This window comes from Janthinobacterium sp. EB271-G4-7A (genome assembly GCF_020858075.1).
Lineage (GTDB): Bacteria > Pseudomonadota > Gammaproteobacteria > Burkholderiales > Burkholderiaceae_D > Janthinobacterium > Janthinobacterium lividum.
In genome coordinates, this window is sequence record NZ_JACYMI010000001.1 from 1,659,065 (window position 1) to 1,675,146 (window position 16,082).

The following is a 16,082-nucleotide window of genomic DNA, read 5'->3' on the forward strand; positions in this document are numbered from 1 at the left end:
ACGTAATCCGACGGGTGCCGCACAGGCATGTCGGATTACGCTACGCTAATCCGACCTACCAATTCCATTAAACCAGCTTCAACTGCTCGGCCGTCAGCAGGAAGACCATGTCGTCGCCGGCGCTGGTCGTCAGCCAGGTCAGGCCCAGCTCGCCGAAGGCCGCTTCCGCGTAGGCGCGTTCGTTGCCGATTTCAATCATCAGGATGCCGTCGTCCGTCAGGCGCTCGGCCGCGCCGGCGATGATCTTGCGCACCAGGTCCATGCCGTCGCTGCCGCCGTCGAGGGCGATTTGCGGTTCAGCCAGGTATTCCTGGGGCAGGGCGCCCATCGACGCGGAATTCACGTATGGCGGGTTGCTGATGATCAAATCATATTTCTTGGCCGGCACGTTGGCGTACAGGTCCGATTCGATCAGGGTGACGCGGTCCTGCAATTTGTACGTGTCGACGTTGCGCTTGGCCACGGCCAGCGCGTCGGCGGAAATGTCCACGGCGTCGACTGCGGCGTTCGGGAAGGCATCGGCCATCATGATAGCCAGGCAGCCCGAACCGGTGCACAGTTCCAGGATGTTTTCCACGGCTTCCGGTTCCGCCACCCATGGCGAGAAGTATTCAGGGATCAGTTCGGCGATGAAGGAGCGGGGCACGATCACGCGCTCGTCGACGTAGAAGTTATACGTGCCCAGCCAGCCTTCCTTGGTGATGTAGGCGGCCGGCACGCGGTCGATGCTGCGGCGGTCGATGACGCTCATCACGCTGGCCACTTCCGACGGCAGCAGCTTGGCGTCGAGGAAGGGTTCGAGCTTGTCGAGCGGCAACTTCAAGGTGTGCAGGATCAGATAGGCCGCTTCGTCGAACGCTTCGGCGCTGCCGTGGCCGAAAAACAGCTTGGCGGTATTGAAACGGGTAACGGCGTAGCGCAGCAGGTCGCGTGGCGTGGAAAACGGGTTCGGGGTCATGGCATTCTCGAAAAGACGGTGTTCTGGCCCGCCGTGACGGGCCTCGGTATTCTGGTTCAGACGGGCAGCAAATGCTCCAGCGTGCGCCGGTAAATATTCTTCAGGGGATCGATGTGGCGCAATTCGATGTGCTCGTCGATCTTGTGAATACTGGCATTGGGCGGCCCGAATTCTATCACTTGGGGGCAGATTTGCGCGATAAACCGGCCATCCGAGGTGCCGCCCGTGGTCGACAGCTCCGTCGTGATGCCCGTTTCTTCCAGGATGGCGGCGGACAGCGCATCGCTCAAGGTGCCGCGCGGCGTGAGGAAGGGCAGGCCGCTCAGGGTCCACTGCAAATCGTATTGCAAATCATGCTTGTCGAGAATGGCGTGGACCCGTTCCTGCAGGTTTTCCGCCGTGCTGGCCGTGGAAAAGCGGAAATTGAAATCGATCACCATGTCGCCGGGAATCACGTTATTGGCACCCGTGCCCGCGTTGATGTTGGACATTTGCCACGAGGTCGGCAAATAGTACTCGTTGCCGGCATCCCATTTTTCCTCGACCAGGTCGGCCAGCGCCTGCGCCGCTTCGTGAATCGGGTTTTTTGCCAGGTGCGGGTAGGCGATATGGCCTTGCACGCCCTTGATCGTCAGCTGGCCCGACAGCGAACCGCGGCGGCCGTTCTTGATCATGTCGCCCAGCTGCGCGCTCGAGGTCGGCTCGCCCACCAGGCAATAGTCGATCTGCTCGCCCCGCGCCTTCAATTGCTCGCAGACGATGACGGTGCCATCCGTGGCCGGGCCTTCCTCGTCGCTGGTGATCAGAAAGGCGATCGAGCCAGTATGCCCGGGCGTGGCGGCGATGAATTCCTCGCAAGCAACGACCATGGCGGCGATCGAGGTCTTCATGTCGGCCGCGCCACGGCCGTACAGCTTGCCGTCGCGGTGCGTGGGAATGAAGGGCAGCGAGCGCCATTGCTCGACGGGGCCGGTCGGCACCACGTCCGTATGCCCGGCAAAGACGAAGACGGGCGATGTCGTGCCGCGGCGTGCCCACAGGTTGGTGACGTCGTTCGACTGTATCGTCTCGCAGACAAAGCCCAGCGGCGTGAGGAGGTCGATCAGGTGCTGCTGGCAGCCCTTGTCGTCGGGCGTGACCGAGGACAGGGCGATCAGTTTTTCGGTCAGGGCAAGGGTTTTGGAGGTGGTCATGGGTAAGGTCGTGCCGGCAACATCGTTCCGGTGGTCAACTAAGTTGGTTACAGCGAGAAAAGGGTCTTGTACTGCGCATCGGAAAACGCCACGCTGAACTGGCCATCCTTGTCCAGCACGGGGCGCTTGATGATGGACGGGTTTTCCAGCATCAGGTCCAGGGCACTTGCCGCATCGACGGTGGACGCCTTGCGTTCGTCGGACAGGGCGCGCCAGGTCGTGCCTTTCTTGTTGACCAGCACATCCCACGGCAATTGCTGCAGCCACGCCTCGACGGTGGCGCGTTCCAGGCCCTGCTTCTTGAAGTCGTGGAAGGTGAAATCGAGTTGTTGTGCGGCCAGCCAGGTGCGGGCCTTTTTGACGGTATCGCAGTTGGGGATACCGTAGAGTGTAATGGTCGTCATGGGTAGGGCTAAGGGGAATGAATGCGGTTCGCTTGACCGTGGCGCTTGCGCCAGGGAAAAATACGATGGTAGCCGCCATTATACAGTCGATGCGCAGTCGATGCGGCAGTGCAACACGTCCCAGTGATTCGCCCTACACAGGCCGTGGCGCCGCCTTGCCCGATTCGGCCGGACCGAAATGCAGGCCAAGTCGCAAGGCCAGGGCGCGCAGGGCGCCGCTTTCCTGCAGGTGCAGGGCCAGCGCGATGTGGCCGTCGGGGCGCACGAGATAGGCCGCGTCGCGGCCCAGGCCGGCCAGTTTGGCGGCCACGTTATAGGTATAGCAATGCACGGGCAGTTTCAGCACGCGCGCTTCGTCGAGCAGTTCGGGCGCTGCTTCACCATAGATGTGCAATTGCCAATCCATGCTGCGCAAGGCTGTGAAATTGTCTTGCGTGCCGTCCGAGAACCACGGCAGGCGGTCGCCGCCGCGCAGGTATTCCGCATGGCCCGCGGAAAGGGCGCTGTCTTCATAGCTGATCTGGATTTGCGACACGGTCCGGAACAGCAGCCGGCGCGCGCGCGCGAAGCCGGAGAGGAAGGGCAGCGCGTGCGGCACCAGCCAGCGGCGCAGGAATTGCCCGGCCATGCCTTGCGCGACGATGGCCTGGAAGGCCCGGTCGGTGGTGGCGACGAGCTTGCGGGCAAACACGATGCGCTCGCTTTCATAGGTGTCGAGCAGGGCGTCGTTGCTTTGTCCCCGCAGCTTTTGCGCCAGTTTCCAGGCCAGGTTGACGGCGTCGCCCAGGCCCGTATTCATGCCCTGGCCGCCCACGGGGCTGTGCAGGTGGGCCGCGTCGCCGAGGATGAAGCAGCGCCGCTCGCGAAACTGCGCCGCCACCCGGTGGTGCACCTTGTACGTGGAAAACCAGTTCACGCGTTCGACCTCGATGCCCAGCAAGGCTTGCACCTGCTCCCGCACGTCGTCGAAGACGGGCGCCGGCGCGCCATCGGGGCGGTCGGGCAGGATGCCGATCAGGCGCTGCATGCCGCTGGTGCGCACGGGCAGCATCAGCGCAAACGCGTTCGCGCCCAGGTGGGCGTGCAAGTCCGTATTCTTGCCGGCCACTTGCGCGTCGGCCACGTAATACAGGTGGTCGTAGGTACCGCCGGAAAACGCAAAGCCGGCGATCTCGCGCACCTTGCTGCGGGCGCCGTCGCAGCCGCAAATATAGTTAAACGTGCAATATTGGCGTTCGCCATTGTTGAGCAGGATGGCTTGCACTTCGCTATCGTCCTGCGTCCACAGGTCCAGCGCCACGTTCCATTCCACGTGCACGCCGGCCGCCGCCAGCTTGCTGATAAGAAAACGTTCATGCTCGTCCTGGGGCAGGCTCAGCACGAAAGGATAGGGACTCAGCCCTTCGCCGATCTCGCCCAGCGCCAGTTTCACCAGCTCCTCGCCGCCTTCGTGGATGTGCACGGCATTGATCTTGATGCCCAGGTGCACCAGCTCGTCGGCAAAGCCCAGCTGCTGGTAAAACTCCAGGGTGCGCGCATGCACGGCCATGGCCCGCGACGCCTGGCCCGGACCGCTATTCCTGTCGATGATGCGGCAATCGACGCCATGGCGCGCCAGGTGCAAGGCAAGCATGAGGCCGGTAGGACCGGCGCCGACGATCAAGACGGGAGGAGTATTCATGCCATCCAGTATAGGACAGGATGGGGCATGGCTGCGCGACGATTGAAGTTGCTGTCCGGAAATGAAAATGTCCCGCCGAAGCGGGACATTCACGGTGCTACGTGCGCCTTACGGCGCAGTAATTAAATACCGCGCAAGAGTTCGTTGATGCCGGTTTTCGCGCGCGTCTTCGCATCCACGCGCTTGACGATCACGGCGCAGTACAGCGAGTACTTGCCGTCTTCCGAAGGCAGGTTGCCCGAGACCACGACGGAACCGGCTGGCACGCGGCCGTACGTCACTTCGCCCGTGGCGCGGTCGTAGATCTTGGTCGACTGGCCGATGTAGACGCCCATCGAGATGACCGAGTTTTCTTCGACGATCACGCCTTCGACGATTTCCGAGCGGGCGCCGATGAAGCAGTTGTCTTCGATGATGGTCGGGTTCGCTTGCATCGGTTCCAGCACGCCGCCGATGCCGACGCCGCCGGACAGGTGGACGTTCTTGCCGATCTGCGCGCAGGAACCGACGGTGGCCCAGGTGTCGACCATGGCGCCTTCATCGACGTAGGCGCCGATGTTGACGTAGGACGGCATCAGCACGACGTTCTTGGCGATGAAGCTGCCGCGGCGGGCGACGGCGGGCGGCACCACGCGGAAACCGCCCTTGACGAAGTCTTCCTTCGTGTAGTTGGCGAACTTGGTCGGGACCTTGTCGTAGAACTGCATCGTGCCGTCCGATGGCAGGACGACGTTGTCTTCCAGGCGGAACGACAGCAGCACGGCTTTCTTGACCCACTGGTTGACGACCCAGTCGCCCGAGGTTTTTTCCGCCACGCGGATGCTGCCGTTGTCCAGGCCATTGATGACGTGGGAGACGGCGTCGCGCAGTTCGGCCGTGCCGTTGCCCGGATTGATCTCGGCGCGGTTTTCCCAGGCCTGGTCGATGATGTTTTGCAGTTGTTGGCTCATGATGATGTCTTGTTTATGTAGGGGTTGATGCGGATGCGGAAAGCTGCTGGCAGAATTTTACTATGCGCAACGCTGCTTCCAGCCCTTCGGCCGTTTCGGCCACGAGGGCCATGCGGATGCGGTTGCGGCCCGGATTGATGCCGTGCGCGTCGCGCGCCAGGTAGCTGCCAGGCAATACCGTGACATTATATTCGGCGTACAGGCGTTGCGCGAATTGCGTGTCGGACAGTCCCGTGCGGCTGACGTCGGCCCACAGGTAGAAGCCGGCGTCCGGCAATTGCACGTCCATCACCGATTGCAGCAGCGGCGTGATGGCGTCGAACTTGGCGCGGTACTTGGCGCGATTTTCCTCGACATGGGTTTCGTCGTTCCAGGCCGCGACGGAGGCCGCCTGCACGGCAGGGCTCATGGCGCCGCCGTGGTAGGTTCGGTAGAGCAGGAATTTTTTCAATACTTCGGCATCGCCGGCGACAAAGCCCGAGCGCATGCCCGGCACGTTCGAACGCTTCGACAGGCTGGAAAACACCACCAGGCGCGCATACGGGCGCTCGATGGTGGACAGGCCCAGCATGTGCGCCGCCTGCAGCGCGCCCAGCGGGGGCGTGTCGCCGTGGTAGATCTCGGAATAGCACTCGTCGGCGGCGATGACGAAGTCGTAGCGCTCGGACAGGGCGAACAGGTGTTCCCAGTCCGTCAGGGTCAAGACGGCGCCCGTCGGGTTGCCGGGCGAACACAGGAACAGCAGTTTGACCTTTTCCCACACGCTGGCCGGCACGCTGTCGTAGTCGCAGCCGAAATTGCGCGCCGGGTCGGAATTGACGAAATACGGTTCGGCGCCGGCCAGGTAGGCCGCGCCTTCATAGATCTGGTAAAACGGATTCGGGCTGATCACGAGCGAGCCGGCCGACGGGTCGATCACCGTTTGCGCCAGCGCAAACAGCGCTTCGCGCGAACCGTTCACGGGCAGGATTTGCGTGGCAGGATTGAGCTTGGGGATGCCGTAGCGGCGTTCCAGCCAACCAGCGATGGCCGTGCGCAAGGCTTCCGAGCCGATGGTGGTCGGATAGCTGGCCAGGCCATGGATATTGTCGGTCAATGCCTGTTCGATGAACGCCGGCGTCGGGTGCTTGGGTTCGCCCATGCCCAGGCTGATGGGCGCATACTCGGGGTTGACCGTCACGCCGGCAAACAGCTGGCGCAGCTTTTCAAATGGATATGGTTGCAGTTTAGCAAGAAGTGGATTCACGGAACGGACCAGGGCAAGAGTGGAAAGACGATGTTGCTAAGCGACTAACTGGCGCGGCAGACTTGATGCCGGTCAAATAATAAGCTGCGTCTTTCATTATAGCCGTCCTCGCGGGCCCGCTGTGCAAGCCGCATCGGGCCGCGCCGGCCTGATCGTTGCCCGGCTTGCCACGGCATGCCGCAGCGGGGAGTGCCGCGCCATGGCGCGGCAAGGTAAAATACGCTATGTCTACCTTACTTCCCACCCTGCTTGCTATTGAAACTTCGTCCGAACTCGCCTCCTGCGCCTTGCTGCGCGGCGATGTCGTCCTGTCCCGCGCGTCGTCGGGCGTGCGCACCCATTCCCAGTCCATCTTGCCGATGGTGCAGGAATTGCTGGCTGAAGCGGGCGTGACCCTGGCCGACGTCGATGCCATCGCCTATGGCTCCGGTCCCGGCTCGTTTACGGGCGTGCGCACGGCCTGCGGCATCGCGCAAGGCCTGGCCTATGGCGCCAGCCTGCCCGTCGTGCCCGTTGTCACGCTCGACGCCATGGCGCTGGCATGCCACCAGCAGCATGGCGCGCAACGCATCGTGACCGTGCTTGACGCCCGCATGGGCGAAGTGTACTGGGCGCAATATGATTGCCAGGATGGCTTGCGGCTCGTTTCGCCACCGGCACTGAGCGCGCCCGCCGGCGTGGCGCCGCAAGGCGATGTTGCCGGCTGTGGCAACGGCTTTAGTGCCTATGCCGAAGCACTGGCCGCGCTGCCATGCGCTGCGACTGCTGACGCGGCCATCATGCCGCATGCCGTGCAAGTGGCGCAACTGGCGCGCATCGCCTTTGCCGCCGGACATTTCGTGACGGCGGCCGAGGCGCAGCCTTTGTACTTGCGCAACAAGATCGCTTACACGAGCGCGGAACGGCACGAGATGCAACAGGCCAAGGCCGCCGCGGATCCGGCACAATGATGGAGGCGGGCAAGGACGCAGTGACGCAGGATGGCAGCGCGGCAGGCTGGGACTTGCTGCGCCTCGACTATCAGCCCATGGTCGAAGCGGACCTGCTTGAGGTGCTGGCGCTGGAGCAGCGCGTGTATCCGCATCCCTGGACGCATGGCAATTTCGTCGATTCCCTCAAGAGCGGCTACCCTGCCTGGGTGCTGCGTGACGTGGACGGCACCCTGCTCGGCTACTTTTTGCTGATGCTGGTTGTCGATGAAGCGCACTTGCTCAACGTGGCCGTCGAGGGCGCCATCCAGGGCCAAGGGCTGGGCCGCTTCCTGTTGAACCAGTCCTGCGCCTGCGCCCGCCAGCTGGGCATGGAATCGATGCTGCTGGAAGTGCGCCCGTCGAACGTGCGCGCGCTCGATATTTACCAGCGCTATGGATTTGAACAGATCGGCCGGCGCAAGGGATACTATCCGGCCAGCAACTCGCAACGTGAGGACGCCATCGTGATGCGTTATACCTTATGAACCGCAGCGCCGTTTTCCTCGATGAAATGGGCGTCGGTCCCCTGTGGCGCTTGCGCCAGGGCGCCGCACCCGAAGCCGTTGATGTCGTCGAAGCTCCCGTGGAGATGGAAGTCGCCGTGGCGGCCCCCATGGCCGAAGTCGCTCAATCCGTGACTGAGGTGGTTGCCGAGGTGGCCGCTGCTGTCGTCGCCGAAGTGGTCGCCGAGGTGAAGGCTGACGTACCCGTCGCCGTTGCCGCTACACCGGTTCCCGCCGCCGAGCCGGACGACACGGCCTGGTTCGACGATGCGCCGCCACCACCGCCTGCCAAACAGCTGAGCGATACGGATATCGCCGCCCTCGACTGGGAAGGCTTGACGGCCGCCGTCGCCAAGTGCGCGCGCTGCGACTTGTGCAAAACGCGCAAGGGCGTCGTCATGGGCCGTGGCGACCGCCAGGGCGCTTGGCTGATGCTGGCCAGCAGTCCCTCGCGCGCGGAAGAACGCGAAGGGCGCGCCTTGCCGGGCGAGCAGGGCAAGTTGCTCGACAATATGCTGAAAGCCATAGCTGTCGATGCGGGCAGCGACGTGTACATCACGCACTTGCTGAAATGCCGTCCGCTCGACGAGGCGGGCCAGGAGCGCTTGCCGACTGAATCCGAGTCCGCCGCCTGCCGCCCGTACTTTGACCGCGAACTGGCCCTGCTGCAGCCGCGCACCATCGTGACACTGGGGTCGATGGCCGCCGCCGGCATCAATCCGGGCGAAAAACCCGTGCGTGGCACGGTGCGCCAATTGGGCAATGCCTCGGTCGTGGCTACCTTCCATCCGGAAATGTTGCTGCAGGACGAGACGGGCAAGGCCAAGGCGCGCGCCTGGGCCGACCTGTGCCTGGCGAAAAGCACGCACGGCGATTCGCACGGTGATTGATGCGGCCGTCGTCACCTTCCAGGCCCGTTTCGAGCAGCGCTGGGGGCATCTGACGCACCCCCGCGTGCGTGCGCTGGCCTGGCTGCTGGACTCGCCCGACTTGCTGGACCCGGCCAGTCCCCACTGGGGCGGGCGCATCGCCAGCCTCGCGCCCGTCACGCCAACTGTGGCGGCCTGGCTGGGGGCGCTGCAGGATGATCCGTCGCCGCTCGATGCGGCGCTGGGGCCGAAATTCTATTCCCGCCTGGGCCTGTATGCTGAAAAGCTGCTGGCCTTTTATTTTGAGCAGCATGGAGTATTGCAAGCGCATGGCTTGCAAGTGCAGGTCAACCGCAACGACACGGTGGGCGAGTTCGATTTTTTGCTGCGTGATGGTAACGACTTGCTGCACTGGGAATTCGCCACCAAGTTCTACCTGCTGGAAGGCGCGCCCGATCCCGGCGTCTTCAACCACTTGATCGGCCCGAACCTGGCCGATACCCTGGGATTGAAGATGCGCAAGATTCTCGACAAGCAATTGGCCTTGTCCCGTCATCGGGCCGCGCAAAGCCTGCTGGCGCAACCTGTGCGCGCGGCGCAGGCACTGGTCAAGGGCTGGCTGTTCTATCCATCGGACGCCACGCCCGCCATGGACGGCATTTCCCGGGAACATGGGCACGGCTTCTGGTGCACGCCGGCGCAATTGCCGGCGCGGCGCTATGTCGTGCTGCCGCGCCTGCAATGGCTGGCGCCATTCAAGGGGCGCGACGTGGAAGTGCTGGACGTGGATGCCTTGCGCGCACAGTTGTTTGATCTGGCGCAACCCGTAATGGTGGCAACGGTGGATACTATCGAAGGCTGGGAAGTGGAGTGCACGCGCGGTTTTGTCGTGCCGCATGACTGGACGGAGCAGGCTGCCGCGCGGCGGTTGACAGGCACGCTACCTGCGTAACCATGTACCGTGAGCCTATTGCCGAAGTCATGTAGGTCGGATTAGCGCGTAGCGCGTAATCCGACGTCACATTGCTTAATGTTTCTGCTCGCCAATCAAGGACAGATTGTCATGCTCTGCCTGGTTCAGCTTGTGCTTGCGCATGATCATGTACATGGTGCCGGCGACGAACAGGCCGAACAGGGTGATGATGATGTTCAGCGGCAGGTGCAGGCGGATCATGATCGAGTACACGGCCAGCATGGTCAGAATCGACAGGTTTTCATTGAAGTTCTGCACGGCGATGGAATGGCCGGCGCTCATCAGCACGTGGCCGCGGTGTTGTAGCAGGGCGTTCATGGGCACGACGAAGAAGCCGGACAGGGCGCCTATCAGTATCAGCAGCGGGTAAGCGATCCACACGGAGTGCACTTGCGTCATCATCATGACGATCACGCCCATGGCGATGCCCAGCGGAATGACGGTCAGCGATTTGCGCAGTGGAATGAAACGTGCCGACAGCACGGCGCCGGCGGCCACGCCGATGGCGACCACGCCCACCAGGCTGGTCGCCTTGTCGAATGGCATGTTCAAGGATTGCTTGGCCCATTCCAGCACGATCAGTTGCAAGGTGGCGCCGGCGCCCCAGAACAGGGTCGTCACGGCCAGGGTGATCTGGCCCAGCTTGTCTTTCCACAGGATGGAATAGCAATTGGCAAAATCGGTAATGAGTTTGATAGGATTGCGTTCCTGGTGCGGATACACGCAGCCCGTGTCGGGAATCTTCAGGTTGGCCAGGGTCGCCAGCACATAAATGCCGACCACCACGCACAGGGCCGCTTCCGTCTTGTTGGTGATGCCCGTGTCGATCAGGGGGAAGTCGAAGGACAGCAGCATGTCGGACACGTGGCCGCTGACGAGCGCGCCGCCCATGACGGTGCCGAGGATGATGGAGGTGACGGTCAAGCCTTCGATCCAGCCATTCGCCGCCACCAGCTTTTCCGGCGGCAGCAGTTCCGTCAGGATGCCGTACTTGGCGGGCGAGTACACGGCCGCGCCAAAACCGACGACGGCGTAGGCCAGCAGCGGGTGTACGTGGAAGAAGACGAGGGCGCAGCCGAAGATCTTGACCATGTTGGCGATGAACATGACCTTGCCTTTCGGCAGAGCATCCGCGAAGGCGCCGACAAAAGCGGCCAACAGCACGTAAAACAGGACGAATGACAGTTTGAGCAGCGGCGTGATCCACGCCGGTGATTTCATGGACACCAATAAATCGACGGCGACAAAAAAGAGGGCGTTATCTGCCAGCGAGGAAAAGAACTGCGCCGCCATGATGGTATAAAAACCACGATTCATTCTGGAATGCCTGAAATCATATCTGGCTTGCTTTATACCACGAAAAAACGGCAAACCCCAAGTTTGGAAGGGGCTGCTTTGCATAGTCTTGTCTAAGCGAAGCTTAATTTTTCTGCCGTAGAAAAATACACATACATGTGAGCATTTTGTACATGCTGTCCTGGGCGACCATCGCAGGCATTCCCTTGCCGGCTTGCCGACCCGCATCCAGCCCATCCGGTAAAATACGGCTTTCCCACCCGCCGTGAACGACGCATATGCCCAGGCCCCTTATCGCCACCATCCATCTCGATGCCATGCAACACAATCTGGCGCGCGCCCGTGCCGGCGCCCGCGGCGCCAAGGTGTGGGCCGTCGTCAAGGCGAACGCCTACGGCCACGGCCTGGAACGGGCCATGCGGGGCTTTTCTGACGCTGACGGCCTCGCGCTGGTCGAGGTCGATTATGCCGTGCGCTTGCGCGAACTGGGGTGGACCAAGCCCATCTTGCTGCTGGAAGGGTTTTTTGATGCCAGCGATTTGCCGGTCATGGCGCAATATGGATTGAACGGCAGCGTGCATTGCGAAGAACAGATCGCCATGCTGGCAGCGGCGCACTTGCCGCACAGTATTGATGTGCACTTGAAAATGAATACGGGCATGAACCGCCTGGGTTTCACACCGCAGGCCGTGGCTGCCGCGTATGCGCGCCTGCGCGCCATCCCGCATATCGGTACGATCACCTTGATGACGCACTTCGCCAATGCGGACGAGGCGGCGCCCACGCGCTTGCCTTTGGCCCAGCAGATGCTGCGTTTTGAAGCGGGCGCGGCCAGCATAGGCACGCCGCTGCCGCGTAGCCTGTGCAATTCGGCCGGCGTGCTGCTGCACCACCTGGACAGCGATTGGGTGCGCCCCGGCATCATGCTGTACGGCGGCACGCCTAGCGGCGCTCCCGGCGGCACATCGGCGCAAGCATTCGGCTTGCTGCCCACCATGACCTTGCGCAGTCGCATTATCGGCATCCAGGATATCGCCGCCGGCGAAGTGGTGGGCTATGGCAGCCGCTACGAAGCGGTAGGCAATATCAAGGTGGGCGTGGTGGCCTGCGGCTATGCGGATGGCTACCCGCGCCATGCGCCCGAAGGCACGCCCGTGCTGGTCGACGGCGTGCGCACGGGGCTCATCGGCCGGGTATCGATGGACATGCTGATGGTGGATCTGACGCACGTGCCGGGCGCACGGGTTGGCAGCAGCGTGACCTTGTGGGGCCAGGGCATGCCGATCGACGAGGTGGCCCTGGCCGCCGGCACCATCGGCTACGAGCTGATGTGCGCACTGGCACCGCGTGTGCCTCTGGTCGAAGCGACACAGTGACGGCGGCCCGCTGTTTGTATATACTGTATATATAGACAGCAGTTTCACCTTACCCGGGCAAAGTACACCATGGCAAAAGTCAAGACCATCTACACCTGCAGCGATTGCGGCGCCATCAGCAACAAATGGATGGGGCAATGCACCTCGTGCAACCAGTGGAATACCATGGTGGAAACCCTGCCCGAGACGGGCGGCAACAACCGCTATTCGAATCCGCAGCACATGTCGCTGGCGCAGACGGCGCCCGTGCTGTCGCTCGATGATATCGACGCCATCGACGTGCCCCGCTTCGGCACGGGCATCGAGGAATTCGACCGCGTGCTGGGCGGCGGCATGGTGGCGGGCGGCGTCGTGCTGATCGGCGGCGACCCCGGCATCGGCAAGTCGACCCTGCTGCTGCAGGCGCTGGCCAACATGTCGCATCACAAGCGCGTGCTGTACGTCAGCGGCGAGGAATCGGGCGCGCAGATCGCCCTGCGCGCCAAGCGCCTCGTCATCGACGCCAAGGAACTCAAATTGCAGGCCGAGATCCAACTGGAAAAGATCCTGTCCACCTTGAACGACCTGAAGCCGGAAGTGGTGGTCATCGATTCGATCCAGACCGTGTACTCTGACGCGCTCAGCTCGGCGCCCGGTTCCGTGGCGCAAGTGCGCGAATGCGCGGCCCAGCTGACGCGCGCGGCCAAGCAGACGGGCGTGACCATCATTTTGGTGGGCCACGTGACGAAAGAGGGCGCGCTGGCCGGTCCTCGCGTGCTCGAGCATATTGTCGACACGGTGCTGTATTTCGAGGGCGACGCGCACTCCAGCTTCCGCCTGGTGCGCGCCATCAAGAACCGTTTCGGCGCCGTCAATGAGCTGGGCGTGTTCGCCATGACGGAAAAGGGCTTGAAGGGTGTGTCAAACCCATCCGCCCTGTTCCTGTCGCAGCATGACAATCAGGTGCCCGGTTCCTGTGTGATGGTGACGCAGGAGGGCACGCGTCCGCTGCTGGTGGAAATCCAGGCCCTCGTCGACACGAGCCACTTGCCCAACGCGCGCCGCCTGTCCGTCGGCCTGGAGCAAAACCGCCTGGCCATGCTGCTGGCCGTGGCGCACCGCCATGCGGGCATCGCCGCCTTCGACCAGGATGTGTTCATCAACGCCGTTGGCGGTGTCAAAATTACGGAACCGGCGGCCGACCTGGCCGTGTTGCTGGCGATTAACTCGTCGATGCGCAACAAGCCCTTGCCGCGGGGACTCGTGGTGTTTGGCGAGGTGGGGCTGGCCGGTGAGATCCGCCCCGCGCCACGGGGCCAGGAGCGCTTGCGCGAAGCGGCCAAGCTTGGCTTTACCCTGGCCGTCGTGCCCAAGTCGAACTTGCCCAAGCAAGTCATCGAAGGCCTCAAGGTCATCGGCGTCGAGCGTATCGATGAAGCGTTCAACAAGTTGCGCGACCTGGAGTAAAAACACCGAACCTAACCTACTGCGCGTCGCGATTTGCAGCCTGCGGTGCTCACTGTGCATTCGCACAGCTGCGCTTCTCGGCTACAACTCACTTCCGCTCGCTACGGTTATGTTAGGTGTTTAAAGGTTTGGCTTGGTATGGTTTAAATGCCAAGCTTGAGACAAGTCAAACAGAATTTCCGTTTAGAACTATAATATTTGTCCGATGGATTCTCCCCATGAATCCGCATCGACAATGAATTGATAGAGAAGCGGAATACAGTGTCAGTTGAGCAAAGGCAGGGCGCACGCAAGATATTGCGTGCCAAGGCGATGTTGGTAATGGATGGCGCGGGCCCCGTGGCGGCGCGCACCCTCGATGTGGGGCCGGGCGGCATGGCGGCCGTCATCGCGGAACCGGTGCCGACAGGCAAGAAGGGCAAGGTGCTGTTCGAATTGTTTTACGACGGCGCGGCGCACATCATCGAGGCGCGCGTGTCCGTCTCGCACTGCATTTTCAGCAGCGCAGGTTTCAAGGTGGGACTCACTTTCCTGCAGCTGGACATGGCCGTCAGCAGCGCCATCTCGAAATTCATGCGCTGAGGCAAGCCGGGAGAGTGCTGCAAGTGAAATGCGCTAAAATGGTGCATATGGGTTTGCAGTCAGGAAAAACCTGTTCTGTTCGCTGTTTTGATATTCCAGTAATACTGCATAATTATCAACCAGAAGAGGGACCTTGCCGCGCCACGCGCGCCTGCCGTCCGTTTCTCGCGCAGCACGGTCACGACCTGAACCGTGCGCCATGACCTTACATCCGACGGGAACGCCTACCATGTTTAATTCGACCATCAACAGCAGGGCCTATACCAACAATACGCAGCAGACGACGCAGGGCAATATCTCGGCCGATGTGTATGCGAAGGTGGAGCGCCAGATGCAGTCGCAAAACACGGGCGTCGTCAAGCTCAACGCCAGCTTGGCGCGCGACCAGGCCAAGTTCTCGGGCCTGGGCCAGCTGCAATCGGCGCTGGCGAAATTTCAGACCGTGGCCAAGAACATGGCCGGCAGCGGCCTGGCCACGTCGGCCACGTCCAGCAGCAAGGATGTATTGAGCGCCACCACCACCGACAAGGCCGCCAGCGGCAGCCATGAACTGAACGTCAAGCAACTGGCGCAGGGACAGACTTTGCTCAGCGGCGCGCAGAAATCCTCGAGTGCGGCGATCGGCACGGGCGCGCCGGCGCTGGTGAAGATCGAAGTGGGTACGGCCGATGGCAAGCAATTTACGCCCGGCAGCGGCAAGATCATTTCGCTGACGATAGACAGCAGCAACAATAGTCTCGACGGCATCGCCGCCGCGCTCAAGCAGCAGGGTATCGACGCCAGCGTGGTCAAGGGCCCCGATGGCTACTCGCTGGCCTTGAACGGCAAGAGCGGCGCCGACAGCAGCATGCGCATCAGCGTGGCTGGCGACGCGGCCGTCAGTAATTTGCTCAGCTATGCGCCCGGCGCCGGCAAGGGCATGCAGCAGACGGCCGCCGCGCAGGACGCGCTGCTGACCGTTGACGGCAAGGAAATCAAGAGCGCCACGAATACCCTGACGACGGCCGTCGAGGGCGCCACCATCGAATTGAAGAAAAAAGGCACGACGGACCTCGTCATCGCCAAGGACAGCAGCCAGATCGCCAGCAACGTGGCCAGCTTCGTCACGGCCTACAATGAACTCAACAGCAAGCTGCAGAGTCTGCAGCAGGGCGATTTGAAGTCCGACACGGCCCTGGGCCAGGTGCGTTCGCAGATGGAGCAGGTGCTGCGCACGGCCAGCACGGGCGTGCCATCGTCGGTGCTGGGCAGTGCCGGCGTGACCCTGGGCAAGAGCGGCGAGCTGGTGCTGGACGATAAAAAACTCAAGGCCGCCATCGCTGCCGATCCGGACGCCGTCAGCAAGATGTTCACCAATAACGGCAAGGGCGTGGCGGACCAGTTCGTCAGCAAGATCGGCGAGCTGACAGGCGAAACGAGCATCATACGCAAGGAAGTGCAGACGGTCGGCAAGGACATCACGACGCTCACCAACAAGAAAGCCGTGCTGGCCAAGGCGCTGACGGCCCAGGCGCAGGCGCTGGTGAAAGCATATTCGGCCCAGGAACAGATGGGAACGAACTCGGCCTTGCCGGGTTATACCGGCAAGAATTCCTTGTTCGACTTCATGGCTTAAGAGCGCACCGCTAAAGCGC

General features: G+C 62.4%; 15 protein-coding genes. 8 read left to right on the plus strand and 7 right to left on the minus strand.

What is annotated here, in order from left to right; genetic code table 11:
* Positions 1-67: 67 nt before the first annotated feature.
* From prmB to dapC, 6 genes are all read right to left on the minus strand, one after another.
* Entirely contained in the window at positions 68-958 is an 891-nt protein-coding gene (gene prmB, locus IGS58_RS07530; RefSeq protein WP_070282203.1) for a 50S ribosomal protein L3 N(5)-glutamine methyltransferase, read from the minus strand.
* Positions 959-1,014: 56 nt separating this feature from the next.
* The gene (dapE, locus tag IGS58_RS07535) at positions 1,015-2,151 is read right to left on the minus strand and encodes a succinyl-diaminopimelate desuccinylase (protein ID WP_230520994.1); all 1,137 of its coding nucleotides are present in this window, start codon (positions 2,149-2,151) and stop codon (positions 1,015-1,017) included.
* Positions 2,152-2,198: 47 nt separating this feature from the next.
* Entirely contained in the window at positions 2,199-2,555 is a 357-nt protein-coding gene (locus IGS58_RS07540; protein WP_070282205.1) for an ArsC family reductase, read from the minus strand.
* Between the two features lie 133 nt (positions 2,556-2,688).
* On the minus strand, positions 2,689-4,236 hold the full coding sequence (locus tag IGS58_RS07545; RefSeq protein WP_230520995.1) for an FAD-dependent oxidoreductase: 1,548 nt from the start codon (positions 4,234-4,236) through the stop codon (positions 2,689-2,691).
* Positions 4,237-4,358: 122 nt separating this feature from the next.
* Entirely contained in the window at positions 4,359-5,186 is an 828-nt protein-coding gene (dapD, locus tag IGS58_RS07550; protein ID WP_034779378.1) for a 2,3,4,5-tetrahydropyridine-2,6-dicarboxylate N-succinyltransferase, read from the minus strand.
* 13 nt (positions 5,187-5,199) lie between these two features.
* Complete coding sequence (dapC, locus tag IGS58_RS07555) at positions 5,200-6,432, minus strand: succinyldiaminopimelate transaminase (protein ID WP_070255503.1); 1,233 nt, start codon at positions 6,430-6,432, stop codon at positions 5,200-5,202.
* 224 nt (positions 6,433-6,656) lie between these two features.
* Between dapC and tsaB the strand changes: the two genes are divergently transcribed.
* From tsaB to IGS58_RS07575, 4 genes are read left to right on the plus strand one after another with little or no spacing between them, the layout of a single operon-like run.
* Positions 6,657-7,382 carry a tRNA (adenosine(37)-N6)-threonylcarbamoyltransferase complex dimerization subunit type 1 TsaB gene (tsaB, locus tag IGS58_RS07560; RefSeq protein ID WP_230520996.1) on the plus strand — a complete coding sequence of 242 codons (726 nt, stop codon included), beginning with the start codon at positions 6,657-6,659 and terminating at the stop codon, positions 7,380-7,382.
* The gene (rimI, locus tag IGS58_RS07565; protein WP_070255497.1) at positions 7,379-7,888 is read left to right on the plus strand and encodes a ribosomal protein S18-alanine N-acetyltransferase; all 510 of its coding nucleotides are present in this window, start codon (positions 7,379-7,381) and stop codon (positions 7,886-7,888) included. The genes tsaB and rimI overlap by 4 nt, the downstream gene beginning before the upstream one ends.
* Positions 7,885-8,796, plus strand: a complete 912-nt coding sequence (locus IGS58_RS07570; RefSeq protein ID WP_230520997.1) for a uracil-DNA glycosylase — start codon at positions 7,885-7,887, stop codon at positions 8,794-8,796. The genes rimI and IGS58_RS07570 overlap by 4 nt, the downstream gene beginning before the upstream one ends.
* The gene (locus IGS58_RS07575) at positions 8,792-9,727 is read left to right on the plus strand and encodes a DUF1853 family protein (protein ID WP_230522207.1); all 936 of its coding nucleotides are present in this window, start codon (positions 8,792-8,794) and stop codon (positions 9,725-9,727) included. The genes IGS58_RS07570 and IGS58_RS07575 overlap by 5 nt, the downstream gene beginning before the upstream one ends.
* Before the next feature lie 75 nt (positions 9,728-9,802).
* Here IGS58_RS07575 and lplT read toward each other — a convergent pair whose 3' ends face one another.
* Positions 9,803-11,065, minus strand: a complete 1,263-nt coding sequence (gene lplT, locus IGS58_RS07580; RefSeq protein ID WP_034779369.1) for a lysophospholipid transporter LplT — start codon at positions 11,063-11,065, stop codon at positions 9,803-9,805.
* A 257-nt stretch (positions 11,066-11,322) separates the two neighbouring features.
* On the opposite strand from lplT, the gene alr reads away from it, so the two are divergent.
* The 4 genes from alr to fliD all read left to right on the plus strand — a co-directional run bounded on the left by alr (position 11,323) and on the right by fliD (position 16,063).
* Complete coding sequence (gene alr, locus IGS58_RS07585; protein WP_230520998.1) at positions 11,323-12,420, plus strand: alanine racemase; 1,098 nt, start codon at positions 11,323-11,325, stop codon at positions 12,418-12,420.
* Positions 12,421-12,489: 69 nt separating this feature from the next.
* Positions 12,490-13,866 carry a DNA repair protein RadA gene (radA, locus tag IGS58_RS07590; RefSeq protein ID WP_046683923.1) on the plus strand — a complete coding sequence of 459 codons (1,377 nt, stop codon included), beginning with the start codon at positions 12,490-12,492 and terminating at the stop codon, positions 13,864-13,866.
* A 261-nt stretch (positions 13,867-14,127) separates the two neighbouring features.
* Positions 14,128-14,448: a PilZ domain-containing protein gene (locus IGS58_RS07595; RefSeq protein WP_071653418.1), complete on the plus strand. Its 321-nt coding sequence runs from the start codon at positions 14,128-14,130 to the stop codon at positions 14,446-14,448.
* Between the two features lie 229 nt (positions 14,449-14,677).
* Entirely contained in the window at positions 14,678-16,063 is a 1,386-nt protein-coding gene (fliD, locus tag IGS58_RS07600; protein WP_230521000.1) for a flagellar filament capping protein FliD, read from the plus strand.
* Positions 16,064-16,082: the final 19 nt, after the last annotated feature.

What these genes read in the sequence shown, in the direction of transcription:
- prmB (WP_070282203.1), bottom strand. Translation starts at nt 958, where the DNA reads ATGACCCCGAACCCGTTTTCCACGCCACGCGACCTGCTGCGCTACGCC.
- dapE (WP_230520994.1), bottom strand. Translation starts at nt 2,151, where the DNA reads ATGACCACCTCCAAAACCCTTGCCCTGACCGAAAAACTGATCGCCCTG.
- IGS58_RS07540 (WP_070282205.1), bottom strand. Translation starts at nt 2,555, where the DNA reads ATGACGACCATTACACTCTACGGTATCCCCAACTGCGATACCGTCAAA.
- IGS58_RS07545 (WP_230520995.1), bottom strand. Translation starts at nt 4,236, where the DNA reads ATGAATACTCCTCCCGTCTTGATCGTCGGCGCCGGTCCTACCGGCCTC.
- dapD (WP_034779378.1), bottom strand. Translation starts at nt 5,186, where the DNA reads ATGAGCCAACAACTGCAAAACATCATCGACCAGGCCTGGGAAAACCGC.
- tsaB (WP_230520996.1), top strand. Translation starts at nt 6,657, where the DNA reads ATGTCTACCTTACTTCCCACCCTGCTTGCTATTGAAACTTCGTCCGAA.
- rimI (WP_070255497.1), top strand. Translation starts at nt 7,379, where the DNA reads ATGATGGAGGCGGGCAAGGACGCAGTGACGCAGGATGGCAGCGCGGCA.
- IGS58_RS07570 (WP_230520997.1), top strand. Translation starts at nt 7,885, where the DNA reads ATGAACCGCAGCGCCGTTTTCCTCGATGAAATGGGCGTCGGTCCCCTG.
- lplT (WP_034779369.1), bottom strand. Translation starts at nt 11,065, where the DNA reads ATGAATCGTGGTTTTTATACCATCATGGCGGCGCAGTTCTTTTCCTCG.
- alr (WP_230520998.1), top strand. Translation starts at nt 11,323, where the DNA reads ATGCCCAGGCCCCTTATCGCCACCATCCATCTCGATGCCATGCAACAC.
- radA (WP_046683923.1), top strand. Translation starts at nt 12,490, where the DNA reads ATGGCAAAAGTCAAGACCATCTACACCTGCAGCGATTGCGGCGCCATC.
- fliD (WP_230521000.1), top strand. Translation starts at nt 14,678, where the DNA reads ATGTTTAATTCGACCATCAACAGCAGGGCCTATACCAACAATACGCAG.